At 58.8% G+C, this 18041-nt stretch carries 17 protein-coding genes; 3 read left to right on the top strand and 14 right to left on the bottom strand.

What is annotated here, in order from left to right:
- Positions 1-7: 7 nt before the first annotated feature.
- From creC to sdhE, 4 genes are read right to left on the bottom strand one after another with little or no spacing between them, the layout of a single operon-like run.
- Complete coding sequence (creC, locus tag ACJ8KE_RS21010; protein ID WP_016929974.1) at positions 8-1426, bottom strand: two-component system sensor histidine kinase CreC; 1419 nt, start codon at positions 1424-1426, stop codon at positions 8-10.
- A complete protein-coding gene (creB, locus tag ACJ8KE_RS21005) occupies positions 1423-2121 on the bottom strand; it encodes a two-component system response regulator CreB (protein ID WP_016929975.1) in 699 nt (232 codons plus the stop codon). The genes creC and creB overlap by 4 nt, the downstream gene beginning before the upstream one ends.
- Positions 2121-2543 carry a protein YgfX gene (locus ACJ8KE_RS21000; protein WP_016929976.1) on the bottom strand — a complete coding sequence of 141 codons (423 nt, stop codon included), beginning with the start codon at positions 2541-2543 and terminating at the stop codon, positions 2121-2123. The genes creB and ACJ8KE_RS21000 overlap by 1 nt, the downstream gene beginning before the upstream one ends.
- Positions 2524-2790 carry an FAD assembly factor SdhE gene (gene sdhE / locus ACJ8KE_RS20995; protein WP_004931679.1) on the bottom strand — a complete coding sequence of 89 codons (267 nt, stop codon included), beginning with the start codon at positions 2788-2790 and terminating at the stop codon, positions 2524-2526. Before sdhE ends, ACJ8KE_RS21000 begins: the two co-directional genes overlap by 20 nt.
- Before the next feature lie 320 nt (positions 2791-3110).
- Here sdhE and ygfZ point away from each other — a divergent pair, with 320 nt between their 5' ends.
- Positions 3111-4103 carry a tRNA-modifying protein YgfZ gene (gene ygfZ, locus ACJ8KE_RS20990; RefSeq protein WP_016929977.1) on the top strand — a complete coding sequence of 331 codons (993 nt, stop codon included), beginning with the start codon at positions 3111-3113 and terminating at the stop codon, positions 4101-4103.
- A 38-nt stretch (positions 4104-4141) separates the two neighbouring features.
- Here ygfZ and ACJ8KE_RS20985 read toward each other — a convergent pair whose 3' ends face one another.
- Both ACJ8KE_RS20985 and trhA read right to left on the bottom strand, forming a co-directional pair.
- A complete protein-coding gene (locus ACJ8KE_RS20985) occupies positions 4142-4639 on the bottom strand; it encodes a DUF2165 family protein (RefSeq protein ID WP_079452406.1) in 498 nt (165 codons plus the stop codon).
- Positions 4640-4789: 150 nt separating this feature from the next.
- On the bottom strand, positions 4790-5464 hold the full coding sequence (gene trhA / locus ACJ8KE_RS20980) for a PAQR family membrane homeostasis protein TrhA (RefSeq protein WP_028127690.1): 675 nt from the start codon (positions 5462-5464) through the stop codon (positions 4790-4792).
- A gap of 183 nt (positions 5465-5647) precedes the next feature.
- Between trhA and ACJ8KE_RS20975 the strand changes: the two genes are divergently transcribed.
- Positions 5648-6256, top strand: a complete 609-nt coding sequence (locus tag ACJ8KE_RS20975; RefSeq protein WP_028127691.1) for an HD domain-containing protein — start codon at positions 5648-5650, stop codon at positions 6254-6256.
- Between the two features lie 216 nt (positions 6257-6472).
- Positions 6473-9625: a DUF4214 domain-containing protein gene (locus ACJ8KE_RS20970; RefSeq protein WP_097101432.1), complete on the top strand. Its 3153-nt coding sequence runs from the start codon at positions 6473-6475 to the stop codon at positions 9623-9625.
- 323 nt (positions 9626-9948) lie between these two features.
- On the opposite strand, the gene rbsK is transcribed toward ACJ8KE_RS20970, so the two are convergent.
- The 8 genes from rbsK to ACJ8KE_RS20930 are packed head-to-tail and all read right to left on the bottom strand — an operon-like array spanning position 9949 to position 17888.
- Positions 9949-10875, bottom strand: a complete 927-nt coding sequence (gene rbsK, locus ACJ8KE_RS20965; protein WP_033639466.1) for a ribokinase — start codon at positions 10873-10875, stop codon at positions 9949-9951.
- Entirely contained in the window at positions 10872-11780 is a 909-nt protein-coding gene (gene alsK / locus ACJ8KE_RS20960) for an allose kinase (protein WP_016929983.1), read from the bottom strand. The genes rbsK and alsK overlap by 4 nt, the downstream gene beginning before the upstream one ends.
- Before the next feature lie 10 nt (positions 11781-11790).
- Positions 11791-12462 carry a D-allulose 6-phosphate 3-epimerase gene (alsE, locus tag ACJ8KE_RS20955; RefSeq protein WP_097101430.1) on the bottom strand — a complete coding sequence of 224 codons (672 nt, stop codon included), beginning with the start codon at positions 12460-12462 and terminating at the stop codon, positions 11791-11793.
- A gap of 31 nt (positions 12463-12493) precedes the next feature.
- On the bottom strand, positions 12494-13528 hold the full coding sequence (locus ACJ8KE_RS20950) for an ABC transporter permease (RefSeq protein ID WP_097101428.1): 1035 nt from the start codon (positions 13526-13528) through the stop codon (positions 12494-12496).
- 10 nt (positions 13529-13538) lie between these two features.
- The gene (locus ACJ8KE_RS20945; protein WP_016929986.1) at positions 13539-14525 is read right to left on the bottom strand and encodes an ABC transporter permease; all 987 of its coding nucleotides are present in this window, start codon (positions 14523-14525) and stop codon (positions 13539-13541) included.
- Positions 14518-16035, bottom strand: a complete 1518-nt coding sequence (locus ACJ8KE_RS20940; RefSeq protein ID WP_097101427.1) for a sugar ABC transporter ATP-binding protein — start codon at positions 16033-16035, stop codon at positions 14518-14520. The genes ACJ8KE_RS20945 and ACJ8KE_RS20940 overlap by 8 nt, the downstream gene beginning before the upstream one ends.
- A gap of 2 nt (positions 16036-16037) precedes the next feature.
- Positions 16038-17021, bottom strand: coding sequence for a substrate-binding domain-containing protein (locus tag ACJ8KE_RS20935; protein ID WP_079452408.1), 984 nt, complete (start codon positions 17019-17021; stop codon positions 16038-16040).
- 48 nt (positions 17022-17069) lie between these two features.
- On the bottom strand, positions 17070-17888 hold the full coding sequence (locus tag ACJ8KE_RS20930) for a DeoR/GlpR family DNA-binding transcription regulator (protein WP_097101425.1): 819 nt from the start codon (positions 17886-17888) through the stop codon (positions 17070-17072).
- Positions 17889-18041: the final 153 nt, after the last annotated feature.

Raw genomic sequence — 18041 nt, 5'->3', positions numbered from 1 at the left:
GGTGAAGTCACAGCGATAACATGAAAGTCGCTTCCACCCCGTGCGGCCGGCGGTTGCGCAGGCGAATGCCGCCATGATGCAGACGGGCGACCTCCTGCACGAAGTTCAGGCCCAGCCCGCTGCTTTTAGGCCGTTCGGCGCGCGGCAGCGAATAAAAACGCTCGAACACCTTATCGAGCGCATAGTCCGGAATGCCGCTGCCGTCGTCACAGACACTGATGCAGTAATGCTGTTCCCGCCGTTCGCCTCGCACGCTGACGCAACCGCCCGGCGGGGTAAAGTCGATCGCGTTGTCCAGCAGGTTGGTCAGCGCCTGGCTGATCAGCAATGCATCGCCGTTCAGCGTCACCTCCGCCAACGCCTCCAGTTGCAATCTGACGCCGCGCTGCGTCGCCTGCGCCTCTTTGCCCGCCATCGTCTGGCCGATCAGCGCCGCGATCGCGATGGGCGCGGTCTCCATTTCTGGCCGACTCTCCAGCCGCGCCTGCACCAGCAGTTTATCCACCAGTTGCTGGATGCGTGCGCTTTGCTGTTCGATATTGGTGAGAAAACGCCGGGCGGTCTCCGGCGGTGGCAGCTCCTGCAACAGTTCCGCCGCCCCCCGGATCGCCGCCAGCGGGCTTTTCAGCTCATGCGTCAGGGTATGAGCATACTGTTCGATATAAGCTTTGCCTTCCAGCTTCAGACGCATGCTCTCCAACGCCTGCGCCAGCTGCGTCAATTCCCGGCCGCCCACTTTGGGCAACGGCGCGTTTTCTCCCTGCGCCACCCCGTCGGCATAACGCACCAGACGGCCTATGGAACGGTTGATCCACCAGACGAACGCCGCCCCGATCAGCAGCGCGATCCCCAGCAGCAATGCGCCGGCCCACAAAATGCGCCGTTCGCTGCGTTTGATCACCGGCGCCATGGTGCTGTTGGGTTTGCCCACGGTAAGCACGCCGATAATGCGCCCTTGTTCTATCACCGGCGCGGCCACATACATCACCGAACTGTTTTCATCCTGCGGGTCGCTGCGGGTGCTGCGGGCGCCGTACTGGCCGCGCAGCGTCCGATAAACGTCATTCCAGCGCGAATAATCCTGCCCCTGCGCGCGGCCGGCGGAATCGAAGATGACCTTGCCTCGCGCATCGGTAAGATAGACGTGGTATTCGCTGCGATCCTTGCGGATGCCGGAGATATTGGCGCCGATCGGCCGCTGGTTCAGCTGCGTAAACGCCTGCGCCAGTTGGCCATGCGCCGCATCGCCGCGCTGCATGTCCTGACGGGCGATCTGCGCCAGCAGGTTGGCGGTGTCCACCAGTGTGCCTTCGGTAGCGCGCCGCACGCCGGGCTTCACTTCCTGGACGAAAATGCTCAGCACGAAGTACCCGGCCACCGCCACGATCAGAAAATATCCCAGCAGCAGGCGCAGGCCAATTTTCATGGCTGGCGGCTCACGCTGTAGCCCAATCCGCGGTGGGTGTGGATCGGCGGCTCACCGGGATCCACCGCACGCAGTTTGGCGCGCAGGGTTTTGATGTGGGTATCGACGGTGCGATCCAGGCTTTCTTCCGCCTGCGCCCAAACGCTTTCCATCAGTTGCTGCCGCGAGAACACCCGTCCAGGCGCCAACAACAGCGTCTTCAGCAGCAGGTATTCGTAACGGGTCAGCGGCAGCGGCCGCTGATGGTAGGAGATGGTGGCCGCGTCTTCGTCGAGGGCGAAAGCGCCGAAATGGTAGCGCGCGCTCTGTTGCAGGCGCTGCTGCTTATGCAGGCGGCGCAAAATGGTGCGCACCCGGGCGCTGACCTCGCGAGGGGAGAACGGCTTGGCGACATAGTCGTCGGCGCCGATCTCCAGCCCGATCAGGCGATCCACTTCATCACTGCGGGCGGTAAGAAACAGAATCGGCAGGTCGGCCGCCTGAGCCAGCAGGCGGCGACACAATTCAAAGCCGTTGATATCCGGCAAACCGACATCGAGGATAGCGAGCGCTGGCGCGCCTTCTTGCGCCAGCGCCTGCAACGCCGGCTCCGCGCGTTCGAACCAGCGTACTTCGAAGCCTTCGCTCTCCAGCGTGTAAACCAGCGTATCGGCAATGCTGGGTTCATCCTCCACCAACCAGAGTACGGGTTTCATCAGGGTTCCTCGCCGTTACCCGCCGGCGGATGCAGCAACAGCTGCCGCAGGTGGCGCCACTCCTCTTTGCTCATGCAGTCGGAAGCCAGCCACAGCCGGCGGCGCTTTTTGCCCTCCATCGGCTGCAGCGTCAACAGCATGCCGTAACCCGGCATCCACGGTTTTTTCGCCAGCCGCCACTCGCGGCCGTGCCAGCTGAAACGCCTGTCCGCCAGCAGCCGCAGCTCGCCCTGCACCGCGGCGATGCGCTTCTGGCTGCGAATGCACTGAAACACCACCAGCGTCAGCAGCACCAGCCAGAGCGGGCCAAAGCCCTCCGGCCAGGGCGAAATCAGGATCAGCAGGATCAGAACGCCGTGGGTCAACAGTGAAAACAGCTGGGTGCGCCAGGAAATGCGGATATCACATCGCCACTGGGCCACGGTCTTTATTTCGCGTTTGGATCAGGGTCACCATTCTCTGCAGCTCGCCGTCCTGCGGCGCGCCATGATTCATCAGCCAGTTGAACAAATCGGGATCGTCACACTCCAGCAGGCGGATAAACAGCGCCTTGTCCGCGTCATTCAGGCTGTCGTATTCGTATTCGAAGAACGGCATGATGGAGATGTCCAGCTCGCGCATGCCACGACGGCAAGCCCAGTGAATACGTGCTTTGTTGTTAATATCCATGTTGTTATGACTCACCTCTTTTCAGCGCGGCAGCGCCAGCGCAGGGTTCAAATGACACACTGTATGGCAACGCCGTCGCAATATAATTCCATCAGCCGGGGATCTGTCTGCAAGGGTACCCTGGCCGCAAGCCTATAGAGTAACAATTTGACATACACGCCGGGAAGGCGCTTTGCTGCGGAAAACGCAATAAAGCGCAAAATGCCAAAAAAAGCGCACCCCGGCGCCACGGCGCGAATAACAGTTTGCAAAGCCCGCCGCCTCTTTTACCATGGGCTCAATACCCTTCAGGTAAGCTAAACGTTGAGCAGGAACTTACTATGGCGCATAACATTCCATTCCCACCCCGTCAGCCCTCCGCTTCCACCCATCTTCCCCTGACGCTGATCTCGCTGGAAGATTGGGCGCTGGTGACGCTGAACGGGCCGGACACGGTGAAATATCTCCAGGGCCAGGTGACGGCGGACATCGACGCGCTTGCGGCCGATCAACACGTGCTGTGCGCCCACTGCGACGCCAAGGGCAAAATGTGGAGCAACCTGCGTCTGTTCCACCGAGGCGAAGGCTTCGCCTATCTGGAACGTCGCAGCGTGCTGGACAGCCAACTGGCGGAAATCAAAAAATACGCGGTGTTCTCCAAAGTCACTATCGCCGCCGATAATGACGCGGTATTGCTGGGCGTCGCCGGTTTCCAGGCGCGCGCCGCGCTGACGGGCCTGTTCGCCACGCTGCCGAGCGCCGAGCACCCGGTGGTGCAGGACGGCGAGACCACGATTCTGCACTTCGCTGCGCCGGCGGAACGTTTTCTGCTGGTGACCCGCCCCGCCGTAGCCGAACAGCTGATCGGCAAACTGCATGACCAGGCGGAACTGAATGACAGCAGCCAATGGCTGGCGCTGGAGATCGAAGCCGGTTATCCGGTTATCGACGCCGCCAACAGCGCGCAGCTGATCCCGCAGGCCACCAACCTGCAGGCGCTGGAAGGCATCAGCTTCAGCAAGGGTTGCTATACCGGTCAGGAGATGGTGGCGCGCGCCAAATTCCGCGGCGCCAACAAGCGTGCGCTCTACTGGCTGGAAGGTAAAGCGGCCCGCGCCCCGCAGGCGGCGGAGGATCTGGAGCTGCAGCTGGGGGAAAACTGGCGCCGCACCGGCACCGTACTGGCGTCGAGTCAGTTGGCCGACGGCACGCTGTGGGTGCAGGTGGTGATGAACAACGATCTGGATGCCGACAGCCAGCTGCGGGTGCGCGACGATGCCGCCAGCCAGTTGGCGATCAAACCGTTGCCCTACTCGCTGGCCGAAGAGAAATAATCCGTCGGCCGCAGGCCCCCTGCCTGCGGCCATCTTCATTACTCGTCCAATTCCCCGTCGCGCTGCACCAGATAAATCAGCACCAGAATGATGGTGACGAAGAAGCGAAACGCATCCGGCACGCCGTTCCACTGCTTCGACATCCACATGCCAAACCACTCGCCCCCAATCGACATAAAGCCGACCTGCCAGGTGAGGAAGCCCAGCGTCAGCCCCACTACCGCCAGCTTTTTCCGGCCGTTAAAGGCGTGCGCAGGCAGTTTCAGGCCACACAGCAGGCGCAGGCCGCCAATCCAGCACAGCAGCGCGGTCAGGCTCTCCAGCGCAATGATGAAAATATAACCGGCGTGATGCAGCCACGGCGTCTGTATCGAGCGGTAGCCGATGGTGGCGTCGGGGAAAATCGTGTCCATCATAAAGACGTGGCGCACGAAGGCGAAGTTGGAACCGTAGTCGGTGATGTTGCCGAAGGCGACCAGCGAAGCGAACAAGGCGATAGCGCAGACCAGCAGCGCTTTGGATAAGCGAACGATCATCTTGGTGAGTCCTGAACAGAGGTTAAAGAAACGGTATGCGGGCTCAGAAATGAAGGAACGGGCTTGCTGGATACCCGAAAGAAGCAAGCGCCTCTTTTTTAAAACAAAAGAGGCGCCAGTTCAATACGCATTCAGACGTAGCGTGAACGCTTAGACGTAGAGGTAGATCGCCATGAAATGGCAGGCGCTGCCGCCGAGCACGAAGGCGTGCCAAATGGCGTGGCCAAAGCGAATGCGCTTGGAGGCGTAGAAAATCACGCCCAGGGTATAGACCACCCCGCCGATCGCCAGCAGCGTGACGCCGCCGGCCTCCAGCCGCGTAACCAGCTGATAAATCACGATCAGCGACAGCCAGCCCATCGTCAGGTAGGTCACCAACGACAGGGCTTCAAAACGGTGGGCGAAGGCCAGTTTGAACAGCACGCCGAGCAGCGCCAATCCCCAGATTACCGCCATCAGGCCCTTCGCCAGCGGCGAATCCAGTCCCACGAGTAAAAATGGGGTGTAAGTGCCGGCAATCAGGAGATAAATGGCGCAGTGGTCAAATTTTTTCAGCCAATGCTTGGCCTTCTGATGCGGGATCGCATGGTAGAGCGTGGAAGCGAGAAACAGCAGGATCATGCTGCCGCCGTACAGGCTGTAACTGGTGATGGCCGTCGCATCGGCGCCGGTATTCACCGCCTGCACCAACAGCAATACCAGGCCGACGATGCCGAACACCAGCCCGATACCGTGACTGATGCTGTTGGCGATCTCTTCCGCCCACGGATAAGCCGCGGCGACCATCTTATTGCTTCCGGCTTTCACTACGTCCGTTTTCCCCATAACGCGCAACCCCTCAAAATGCCCTGCTTTGTGCGAAATTAACGCAAAGCAGCTTAACTGAGAATAATTCCAGTGTACACGTGTACGCTAAAATAAAAATGTGAACGCGTGTAACCATCGAAATCCCCCGCCCGCTGGTCTACAATCGTCAGGCTTCAACCCACCCATCTTGAGGTTTACACCATGTCATCCGCTGTACCCGCGTTAGATTTCGGTTCAATGACCCAGACCATCCAGTTCCTGATGGAAATCGATAAGTTGAAAGGCGTACAACGCCGCACCAAGGTACTGGGCACCCAACGCCAGGAAAACTCCGCCGAACACAGCTGGCACTTCGCCATCGCCGCCATGAGCCTGGCGCCCTACGCCGGTGATGACGTAGACATTCAGCGCGTGATCCAGATGGCGCTGCTGCATGACATCGTGGAAATCGACGCCGGCGACGTGCTGGTCTACGATCTGGCGGCCCGCGCGGCGATCCACGATCAGGAAGTGGCGGCGGCTCGCCGTCTGTTCGGCATGTTGCCGGAGGCTCAGCGCGAGTATTTCACCGCTTTATGGCAGGAGTATGAAGATGGCGAAAGCGCCGATGCGCGCTTCGCCTTGCTGCTGGATCGCACCATGCCGATGCTGATGAATCTGCACAACGAAGGCCAGAGCTGGGTGGAAAACGGCATCAGCCTGGAGCAGGTGCTGGCGCGCAATGCGTCGATCGCCGACGTACACCCCGAGCTGTGGCACCATATGGAGCAACATCTGCGGGACGCGCAGCGCAAAGGCTGGTTGAAGTAATTGTATCTGCTGCAGTGAGTACACTGCAGCCTATTGATTTCACAGTGCCGCCTCATCTCCAGAGGCGCCATAGCTTGCTTTTAGCCGCCATCGTAGCGGTCAGTTCAAGGCAAAGCCACTGCTCCCTAGCCAGACACGTAGCCTGTCTCATACTTGCTTAAGCCCAAATTCTCTTCTTTACTTACCTTTTGCGAATCTATTTCTCTGGGAAAAGTCATGAGCTCAATCTTCGTTCAACGCGATGTCGCCGCATTATTTTATGCCATCATAGGGAAAAAAGCCGACATCAAGGACATTGATTATTTTTCAAAAAAATCAACGCAAGAAAATTTCTCCTTTTCTACATTAGCAAATAAATTAATCAATTCTGAATTAGGTCAAGCACGCCTGTCAGAGTTAAATGAACGTGAGAAAATACAGTTTATTTACCACAATATTCATGGTGCCGACGCATCGGAAGAAACTCTCACTTATCTTCTCAGTCGATTGGAGAAGAGCGGTGATCTCGGTAGCCTTGCCGCTTACATGAGCAACGATCTTCTGCACTACTCCGGGCAAGATGCCCTCTTGCAAGAACAACAAGCTGCGTTGATTGAAACCGTTAATCAAACGCTATTTCCCTCTTTTAACAGCTCAGTATCAGACGGGGCTGAATGGGTGCAAGGTTTTTATTATGCAGTGAAATCCACGATGACGTCCGATGGGATAAACTATTGGGGTAATGTGATAAATAGTCACCCTGAAAAGTTGAATTTGATTGCACAAAAGTTTGTCGAAGGTAAAAAAACATTGTCGAACCTTAGCGACAAGGATTTCGTCCTCAAAATCTATGAAAATATTTTTGGATCAGCCCCCGATAACGACCAACTACAAAAATATACTACCGGGTTAAATACCAATACAGAAAGCCGTGGTGATGTCATAGTACGCATGATTAATGATATCCGCAATGATGAAACCAGCGTTCATGCTGATGCCAAAGCAATTTTTTTGGCTAACACGCATGTTTATGCTGCTGGAGAGTTACCCGCACCGGAGTATCAGGAAGCCATCACTGCAATATACTTGAGCATTGCCGGTTATTATATTGATGCCAATGCATTGGATACCTACAGTAAGCAATTAGCCGCTGGGCGATCCGAGAGTGACATCCTCGCCATGTTCTCTAAGCAACCTGCTTTCGCCAAAGCCGCCTCGTACCAGATAATATTCAATAACCTATGGGGAAGACCCATGACGACAGCCGAGTCTGTCGCAATTATGAACGAAAGTGGCAACGATGCACTGAAGGCGACACTGGCTGTATTGGCGCACTTCCGTGCTAATGAGAGTATTATTGCAGGCAATGGCGGAGCACCAGGCAGTTATGCAGTCCAACAATTCGAACAAAAGATCGGGGCCAACTTAAACTATGTCAAACAGGGCGTACTGACAAAAAGTGGTGAAAACGGAGAGTTAACGGGGATAATAAATAATCATGGCGTCGAACATATTATCTCCAACGCTGAGTTATCCATGCTGAATGACATTACGTTGAACGTCGTAACATCAGGCACTATCGATATTAGTCAATTGAATGGGTGGCATACTCTTACCATCGACGGTACTGAAAGTGTTTTGCTGAAGTTGTTCGCTCAAGCGCTCAATAATATTGATATATTCCTGAAAAACCCGAATGTCACCTTGGTAAACCCTATTACTGGAAACAATCAAAATATCATCATCACAGCAGATGCAGATATGGCGCATGCCACCGGTGAGCTTCGATTCAATTTTGCAAAAAATATCAATGTGCAATGGCAAGGCAATAGCATCAATGACGGCGCCAATAGCGTCAGCGATACGTTCAAAATTAAGGGGTATGACCAAGGCTCGGTATTAGCGGCTAACCTTATCACCAAGAATGTTTATCTCACTACGGGTGTCGATGGTGCGCTTTCCGGCACGATTGCCACCAATGTAGGTAACTTTACGCTTTTTCCCCAGCTCGATTTGGCGGGCTATCGAGGTACGGGTTCTATCTACGTTGACGGACAATTAGTCGGCAACGAGGGCAGGCACGTATTTGATATAGGTCTCTTGGCCGATCCCTCTATCGCTAATATACACAACAAGGATTATACGCATGTCACCGACCTGAAAGCCCCCGAACTTTGGGATCCTGCGTGGGGAATGCCAAACGGCTTTACGGGTTCATACGGTTTTACGCTGTCTGGCTTTGCCGATAACGTTACGGTGATTAATGTGCCGGTAGATTCATTTATGGATGCCCCTTTTAGCCAACGCGCCCTGGAAATCACCGGTAATGCCGGTGAAAACAGCCATATTACCTTTGAGTACGCTCCCGATTACCGCTATAAAAACTTTTCGCCAGTGATGACCATCACTTTTGATGCAAAGAATATCACTCACGCTGATGCCGGTACCTTATCGTTCAAAACCGATACTGTCTATATTGACTCTGACATTCCGGAGGTCAGAGAGTTTTTGGAAATATCATCTAAAGGGGATGCGGAAAATACCCTACGCCTTGAGGGCCATGACAACCATATCAGTGAAATTAACATTACTGGCGATAAGGCGCTTAACCTCACTATCAAAAACAATTTCAGCGAAGAATTGAAATCTATCACCAGTCACATGGCTAATAGCACACCACTGAATTTGACCCTGGAACAAGGGGGGACCGGCGGCGGGTTGTTCTATCAGGTGCTAAAACAATTAGACGGACTGACGGGATACGCTACCATCATGTCCCAAATGGCCGGTTACCAACTGTCGATCGCTAACGACGCCCCCACGACCAACGGCATCCAGGCTAATCATCTCTACAACGTAATGGGCAATACGAGTCTGGCAACCGGCCAAGGCGCGGATACGGTGGTATTCAGCCACAGTACCATTGATAACATGGTCACCTTTAACGATTACGAAAACAGCAGCGCGCAAAATGCATCATGGGTCGAAGGCGACAACATTGTCGTCGGTGATGTCGATCGGCAGTGGCTCTTTTCCGCAGGTGGCAGCAAGACTATCGATCTCGTCGGCAGTTTATCCCTGAATGACCTGACAGTGCTACTCTCCGGAATGAATGTTCAGACGAATACGACTCCGCAACAGTTGTTCATTGAATTGGTCTCTAAAGTCACTCAAGGCCACAGTCAGAATACATTGAGCGAAGTCAGCGCCTTATCGTTGAATGGATCCTATTTTGTGATGGTGGATAAGAACCTGAATCACAGTTTGGACAACGATGACATTATTTTTGGTCTCACAAACGACAATGCCTTCAAAATGGCCCATTACGATTCACCTGTTCTGGAAGTTAATGGCATTGGCAGTTTTACTCACGATGCCGTCGCTGCATAGCTGTTATTTATCATGCGTAACTTTCACGCCGGGCTTTAACCCGGCGTGAAAGTTACTACGGTTTGTGCGCCCTCTCCTTCGCGGCAATCACCGCCCCCCGAATGCAGGCCAGCGACGGCCCGGCATAACGTACCCGGGACAGAAACGGTTCAGTGATGAGTAGCGGTGGCGCGCCATCTATTGGGCATGCTGCCAGGCGCACTGTATGAGTATTTCACCGCTTTATGGCAGGAACACGGAGCAACATCTGCGGGACGCGCAGCGCAAAGGCTGGTTGAAGTAAGGGAACCGGGCTGCCGCCTCTTGGCCGCAGCCCGTCTTTGTCACGCGAACGCCTGCTGGCGTTCCAACGCTTCCTCATAGCTCGGCATCGACCCCGCCGCCCCGGCGCGTTCCACGCAGACCGCCGCGTAGGCGGCGGCGAAGCGCACCGCATCGGCTAACGGCACCTGATTCGCCAACTGCGCCGCCAGGGCGCCGTTAAACGCATCCCCCGCGCCGGTGGTGTCTTTCGGCTGCGCCGGAAACGCCGGGATCAGCTCACTGTGTTCCCCATCAGAGAACAACGCCCCCTGCGTGCCCAAGGTCACGATCAGCAAACGAATGCCCTTGGCGTGCAGCACCTGCGCCGCCTGCCGCGCCGAAGCCACATCCCGCACCGGCACGCCGGTCAGCAATGTGCATTCGGTGGCGTTGGGCGTCAGCAGATCGACCTGCGCCAACAGGCTGTCCGGCACCGGTTGAAACGGCGCCGGGTTGAGAATGATGAACGTCCGCGCCTCGCGGGCGATGGCGATCACTTGTTCGATCGCCGGCAGGTTGTTCTCCAGTTGGGTCAACAGAATATCCGCCGCGGCGATCGCCGGGCGGCACTGGCGCACCTCGTCCTCGCTGACCGTCAGGTTGGCACCGGGATCGACGGCGATCATGTTCTCCGCATCCTCGCCGGCAACGTAGATAAGCGCATTGCCGGTCGGGCAATCGCCGGTCGAGAACAGCGTCACCGCATCGAAACCGGCCGCGGCGAGATGGCGCCGGGCGAAGGTGCCGAAGTCGTCGCGCCCCACCTTGCCGATATAATGTACCCGCGCCCCGGCGCGCAGGGCGGCGGTGGCCTGGTTGGCGCCCTTGCCGCCCGCGCCCATCATGCTGTTACGGGCGATCAGCGATTCGCCGGGCTGCGGAAACCGCGCCATGCCGGCGACGATATCCAGGTTGAACGAACCGAACACGCAGACTTTGCCTTTCATTGCTGGTACTCCCTGCTTAATTGGAAGTGGCGCCGTGCGGCCAGACAGGCGCCTTTGCTGCCGGTTTCATCGGTCAGGCGGCTGATGGAGATCGCCAGCCCCTGTGCCGGCTGCGGCCCGCGCAGATGACGGCGGATCTCTTGCTCCAGCCGCGCCAACGGAAAACCGCGCATGGCGATCACGCCGCCGCCCAGGATCAGCCGTTGGGGGTCGATCACGTTCATTTCGATGGCGATGGTCTGCGCCAATCGTTCGACGAAACGCTGCAAATCCGGATGATCGCCGTGGCGCTCGAACAGCCGGTCGAACGGCGTTTGCGCCGCGTTGGCGCGCGCCCAGCCGGTCAGCCAATGGCCGGAGGTCAAACTCTCGACGCAGCCCCGTTTGCCGCACGGGCACTCGCCCAGATGGCCCGGCCAGGGAATGTGCCCCAACTCGCCGGCGGCGCCGTGCGCCCCGTGGTAAAAGTCGCCGTTAAGCCACAGGCTGTTGCCCATGCCGGTGCCCAGATACAGCCCCACCGCCACCTGCGGCAGCGCCGGCAACTGCTGCAAATCCCACCACAGCAGATGGTTGACGTCCTTGTCCATTCGCACCGGCAGCGCCAGCAAATCGGCCAACAGCGCCGCCACCGGCTGGGCGTCCAGCGCCGGAATGAACGGCAGCGACAGCACCCGCGAGCGATCGCGGCTGAGGATCCCCGGCAACCCAAGCATCACCTGCGCCACCTGACGATCCTGGCTATGCCCGGCGATCAGGCGGCCCAACGCCGCCAGCGGATCGGCCTGCCGCGCCCAGTCGGCGGTCGCTATCTTGCGGTAAGCGCTAAACTCGCCGTCATCATCCATCAACAGCAGGCGGGTATTGGTGCCGCCAACGTCAACGCCAAGAAAATGCCGCATCATATCCCCCGCCTCAGGCCGCCTGCCGCATCTGTTCCAGCATTTTTTCCCATGCCGTCTCCAGATCCGGATCGAGGTTGAACAACCCAGAGCTGCCGACGATCAACACCTCCGCGCCAGCGCCCATCAGATCGCGGTAGGTGCGCTGATTGCAGGATCCGTCGATCTCGATCAGATAGCGCAGATTTTGTTGGCTTTTCAGATCGCGCAACTGGCGGATCTTGTCCAGCATTTCGGGAATGAACGGCTGCCCGGCATAGCCGGGATCGACGGTCATCACCGTGACCTTGTCCAGCAGGTGAAGGTAGTGGCGGATAAACTCCACCGGCGTGGCCGGGTTCAGCACCACCCCCACTTTTTTGCCCAGCGCGCGGATTTGATTGATCACCCGAAACGCGTCGCGGTTGATGGTTTCGGCGTGCGGGCAGATAAAGTCCGCGCCGGCGCGGGCGATCGGGTCGATGAAATCGGTCGGGTTCTCCACCATCAGATGCACATCCAGCAACAACGAGGTGTGCGGGCGGATCTGTTCGATAAAGAACGGCGACAGCGTGATGTTTTTAACGTAGTGCCCGTCCATGATGTCGATATGCAGCATATCGGCGCGGCGATTCAGCACCGCCAATTGCTGGCGGATATCCATCAGGTTCATGCACATCAGTGAAGGTGAAATCTGGTATTTCATTAGCGTTATCCTGCGCAAAAGGGAAAAGGGATCAGTGGCCCGCCGCGGTTCTGGCCTGGGCCGCGCTGCGGCGCATCGCCCGCCGCTGCCGATAGCGATGCCGGAAAAACTTCATCGCCAGCACCGCAATCAGCACCGCGCCCCACATCGCCAGACTGAAATGCGGGCTGACGTTCATCAGGTTCAAACCGGTCGCGATCACCTGCAGCACGATCAGCGCCAACACCACGCCGCTGACCCGGCCAAAGCCGCCGAACGGATCGGTGCCGCCCAGAATGATCGCCAGCACCGTGAGCAGCAGGTAGGAGTCGCCGTAGCCCATGCGCGCCGAGTTGAAGCGCGCCATCATCACCAGCCCGGCAATGACGCACAGCAGGCTGGAGAGGGTGTAAATAGCGATCAGCACCCGATGGGTATTCACGCCGCTGAAGTGGGTGGCGTTGATGTTGCTGCCGCTCATGTAGATGCATTTGCCGAGCCGGGTTTTCTGCAAGAACAGCGCCAGCAAGGCGGCGACCGCCAGGAAGATCCACAGCGGTACCGGCACGCCCAGCACGCGCTCAGCGCCGATAAACCGCACGATCTCCGGCATGCCGCTCAGGGCCGCGCCGCGCGTCAGGTAGATGCCGATGCCGTTGATCGTGGTCATGGTGGCCAGCGTCACCAGAATCGGATGCGCGCCGACGTACGCCACCAGTGCGCCGGTCGCCGCGCCGATAAGCCCGGCCAGCAGCATCGCCGCCGCCAGCGCCAACGCCAGCCACAGCGCCTGCAAGCCCAGCCCGGCGTCCGCCGGCAGATAGCTGATGAACAGCCAGGCCATCAGCAGGCTGGTCAGGTTGGCGCTGGCGATAATGCACAGGTTCAGGCCGCCGCTGAGGATCGGAATGAACATCGCCAGCGTCAGCAGGCCCAGCTCCGGCAGCTGGAAGGCCACGCTGGTGAAGGTGGCGCCGCTTAAGAAGCGCCCCGGCATCAGCAGGCTAAAGGCCAGCACCACCGCCAGCAGCAATGCCAGCAGACCGACGGCGACCCCGTCCGGACGAAATTTCAGGTTGTTGCCCATCAGGCGCTCCTCAGGCGAAACCAACGTCGGTTTCTTTGCGTTTCTTGTAGTGAGTGACGGTGATCGCCGCGACGATCACCAGACCGATCACCACGTTCATGAAGTAGCTGGACACGCCGATCAGGTTGAGGCCGTTTTTCAGCACGCCGATCAGGAAGACGCCCATCAGCGTGCCGACCACGCTGCCCTTGCCGCCATTCAGGCTGGCGCCGCCCAGCACCGCCGCCGCCAGCACGTCGAGCTCCCCGCCCACCAGCGCGTTGGGCACCACTTCCCCCATGCGATACACCTGCACCAGGCCGCCGATCGCCGCCATCGCCCCCAGATAGCCATAGGCGAACAGATGCAGCAGGCCAACGCGGATGCCGATGCGCCGCGCCGACTCCGCATCACCGCCCACGGCAAACAGCTGGCGCCCGAGGTGCGTTTTGTTCAGCAGCAGCCAGGTCAACAGCGCCACCGCCAGCATCACCAGCGTCGGCAAACCGAGCTGATAGCTCTGTTCACCCAGTTGGAACGGCAGCACGCTGCGCGGCAACGTCCACCAGTCCGGCAATGCGTACAGGCTGCGGCCGTTGGTCAACCACATCAGCATGCCGAACAACAACGCCTGCATGCTGATGGTGACAATGATCGAGACGATACGCAGGCAGTAGATCAGCAGCGCGTTGACCATGCCGAGCGCGGCGCCGAACGCCAACGCCAGCAAAATGCTGCCCGCTGGGTTGGCCAGGCCGTAGTGCGTCGCCAGCGTGGCGATCAGGTACTGCACCACCGAGGCGACCGCGGCGAAGGAGATATCGATGCCGCCGGTCACCAGCACCACAAACAGGCCGAGGGCGAATATGCCGCTCACCGCGTAGCTTTCGCTGAGATCGAGCAGGTTTTGCACCGTCAAAAAACGATCGCTAAGCAGTGAAAAGACGATGACCGTCAGCAGCAGTACCCAGGCCAGATAGCCTTCGTTGCCGCGCGGTTTCAAACTGAATCTACGCATTGACCGCCTCCGCCAGCTGTTGCTGGCTCACCTGCCCCGGCAGGTATTCGCCGATCACGCTGCCGCCGCTGAAGTGCAGCACCCGATCGCAGTTGTAATACACCTCCGGCACCTCGTCGGAGATCAGCAAAATGGCGATCCCCTCCTGCGCCAGCAGATGGATCAGTTGGTAGATGCTGGCCTTGGCGCCGACGTCGACGCCGACGGTCGGCGAATCGAGGATCAGGATCCGCGGCTGGGTCAGCACCCACTTGGCCAGCACGATCTTTTGCTGATTGCCGCCGGACAGCGTCGAAACCGCCTGATCCGGATCCGCCACCCGCACGCCGAGCTTGGCGATCCACTCCGCGACGATGCGATTCTTGCGGTAGTCGTCGATCAGGCGAAAGCGCCCGCGCAGCTTATCGAGAATGGTCAGCACCGCGTTATCCGCCACCGACTGTTGCTGCACCAGCCCCAGCGTCAGGCGATCCTCCGAGACGTAGCCGATGCCGGCCTTGATCGCGTCCTCATGGCCGCGAAAGCGCACCGGTTTACTGTCGAGGTAAAGCTTGCCGCTGTCCGGCCGGGTCATGCCGAACAGGCTCAGCGCCAGCTCGGTGCGCCCGGAGCCGAGCAACCCGCACAGCCCGAGCACCTCCCCCTGATGCAGCCGGAAGCTCACATCCTGATACTGCCCGGCGCGGCTGAGACGATCCGCCTCCAGCATCACCCGATCCTTATTCATGCTCGGTGACTTCAGGCGATAATCCAGCTTCAAGCCGGTCATCAGCTCGGTCAGACGATCGCCGGTGATCTCCGCCGCCGGCCAGGTGCCGACTTTGTTACCGTCGCGGATCACCGTGACGCGATCCGAGATCTCCAGCACTTCGTCCAGCCGGTGGCTGACGAACACCACGCAGATGCCCTGCGCTTTCAGATAGTCCACCGTACGCAGCAGCTGGTTGACTTCGGTGCGGGTCAGCGAGGCTGTCGGTTCATCCATGATCACCAGCCGCGCTTCCGCCACCAGCGCGCGGCAGATCGCCACCTGCTGGCGCTGGGCGATCGGCAACTCCGCCACCCGTTTGTCGAGATCCAGATTAAAACTCAGCGCCTGCAGCAGGCGCTCGGCGGCGCGCCGCAGCCTGGTCGGGCGGTGCCACCCCAACAGCCCGCGCAGGTTGTGCTCAAAGGCGATGTTTTCCGCCACCGTCAGGTTGGGAAACAGCGACAGATCCTGATAGATCACCTGAATGCCGAAGGCGCGCGCCTGATCAGGCGACAGCCGGCCGAAGGTTTGCCCATCAAGAGTAATGCGGCTGCCATCATCCGGTTGATACACGCCGGCGATCGCCTTGATCAGCGTGCTCTTGCCGCAGCCATTGGTGCCGGCCAGGCAGTGCACCTCCCCCGGCATCAGCGCCAATGAAATATCGTTCAGCGCGCGCTGCCCGCCAAAGGTCATCGACAGCTGTTGCAGTTCGATAAGCGGCGCGCCCTGCATTGCCGTATTGCCGGAAATCGCCATGATTACAGCCCCATCTTCACCAGCTTCGGCAAGTTTTGCTTATCCAGGCTTTCGGTGGCGTTGCCGAGAATGGTGTGCTGCTGCGCATCCACCTGCACCTTGCCCATGCCTTCGATGGTCATGCCATCGGTGATTTTTTCGCCCTTGTGCATCATGTCGGCGATGCGCACGAACACTTCGCCCGCCACCATCGGATTCCAGATATAACCGCCCTTGATGGCGCCGCGATTGACCAGCGAAGCGCCCTGCCCCGGGCTGAACGGCCCGATGACGCAGATATCGTTGATTTTTCCGCGGTTGAGCACCGCGCGCCCGGCGCCGATCGGCCCCTGCGAACCGAACGCCAGCACGCCTTTCAGATCGGGATACTTGGCCATCAGATCGTTGGTGGTGCGTACGCTGTCATCCAGCGATTCCCCCACGCCGAACTTGTCGCCCACCAGCTGCATGTTCGGGTAGTGCTGCTTCTGGTAATTGATGGCCGAGTCCGACCAGGTGATGTGCAGCGGCACCGTCAGGCTGCCGACGTATACCGCGTACTTGCCCTGCTCTTTCATGCAGGCGGCCAGCGCTTTCATGTGGTTGACCCCGTGCTGCGAGGCGTCCACCAGCTCAAAATCCCAGTCGGCGTACTTCTGGCCTGGGGATTCGTGCACGATCACCTTGATGCCCGCTTCCTGCGCGCGCTTGAGCACCGGCTCCAGCACCCGGGCGTCGTTCGGCACCACGCCGATGATGTCCACCTTCTGCGCAATCAGATCCTCGATGGCGCGCACCTGCAGCGCCGGATCCGCCGCCGTCGGTCCGACCATCCAGGCGTCGATGCCGCGTTTGGCGCTCTCGCTTTTGATGCCGGCCTCCATGGCGTTGAACCAGGGAATGCCGCCGATCTTCACCACCACGCCCATTTTCAGCTTATCCGCCGCCTGCGCGGAGACCGACAGCAGCAGCGAGGCAAACAGACCGACCAGTACGGATTTTTTCATTGTTCTCTCTCCACAAGTGTTGGCTGTAATAAAGGGTTTTCGTTGTTGTTATCGCGCCGCCCTTTTCGCGGCGGGTGAAACTTCAATCACGTCGACGTTGTTCCAGGCCAGTTCCTGACGAAATTCGTCGTCGCTGAGCCTGTCGGTGATTAAGGTATCTATCTCCCGGTAGTGGCAGATACGCGCGAACGAGCGGCGGCCGAACTTGTTGCTGTCCACCAGCAGGAACTTGCGCTCCGAGGCCAGCAGCATCTGTTGCTTCAACCGCGCATGGTGCTCGTTGCTCTCGCGGATGCCGCCGTCCTGGCAAATGCCGTGGCAGGAGAAGAACAGCTTGTTGATCACGAACTCTTTCAGCATCTGCTCCGCCAGCACGCCGATAAAATCCTCGTACTTGGCGGAATACTCGCCCCCCAGGCCGATGGTGCGCACGTTGGCCTTGCAGGCCAGCGTCTGGATGATGTGCAGCGAGTTGGTCAGCACCACCAGCGAGATATCCGGCAGCTGGCGCGCCAAAAACCAGCTGGTAGAGCTGCTGTCCAACAGCAGGCAATCCCCCGGCGCGATAAACTCCAGCGCGCGTTTGGCGATGCGCGTCTTCTGCTCCGGCGCCTCGTTGCTGCGCTGGCGGAAAGATTCCCCCTGGTCTATCTCGGCGGGCACATAGGTTTTCTCCGCCGCCGGCGGCTCGACGAACACCGCGCCGCCGTGGCTGCGCAGCAGCAGGCCGCGCCGTTCAAGCAGGGCCAGATCACGCCGCGCCGTCTCGATAGAGATGTGGCACAGCTGCGCCACCTCCTGCACCATCACGCGGCCGCGCTGGCTCAAGACTTCGGTGATAAAGCGATGACGTTCTACAGGCAGCATGTTTCTTTTCTCCTCCACGACGATGATTACGATATCGATTTGCCGCGCCGCGTTTTGCGCGCAGACGCAAAGCGCATCGCCCCGCGATCGGGCAACGATCGCGCTGTGATAGTTGTCAAAAAAATCGGGAAGGAAATGAAATGAATAATTACG

The organism is Serratia sp. CY56464, from assembly GCF_052168435.1.
GTDB lineage: Bacteria > Pseudomonadota > Gammaproteobacteria > Enterobacterales > Enterobacteriaceae > Serratia > Serratia marcescens.
This window is presented reverse-complemented; position numbering and strand designations above follow the sequence as displayed.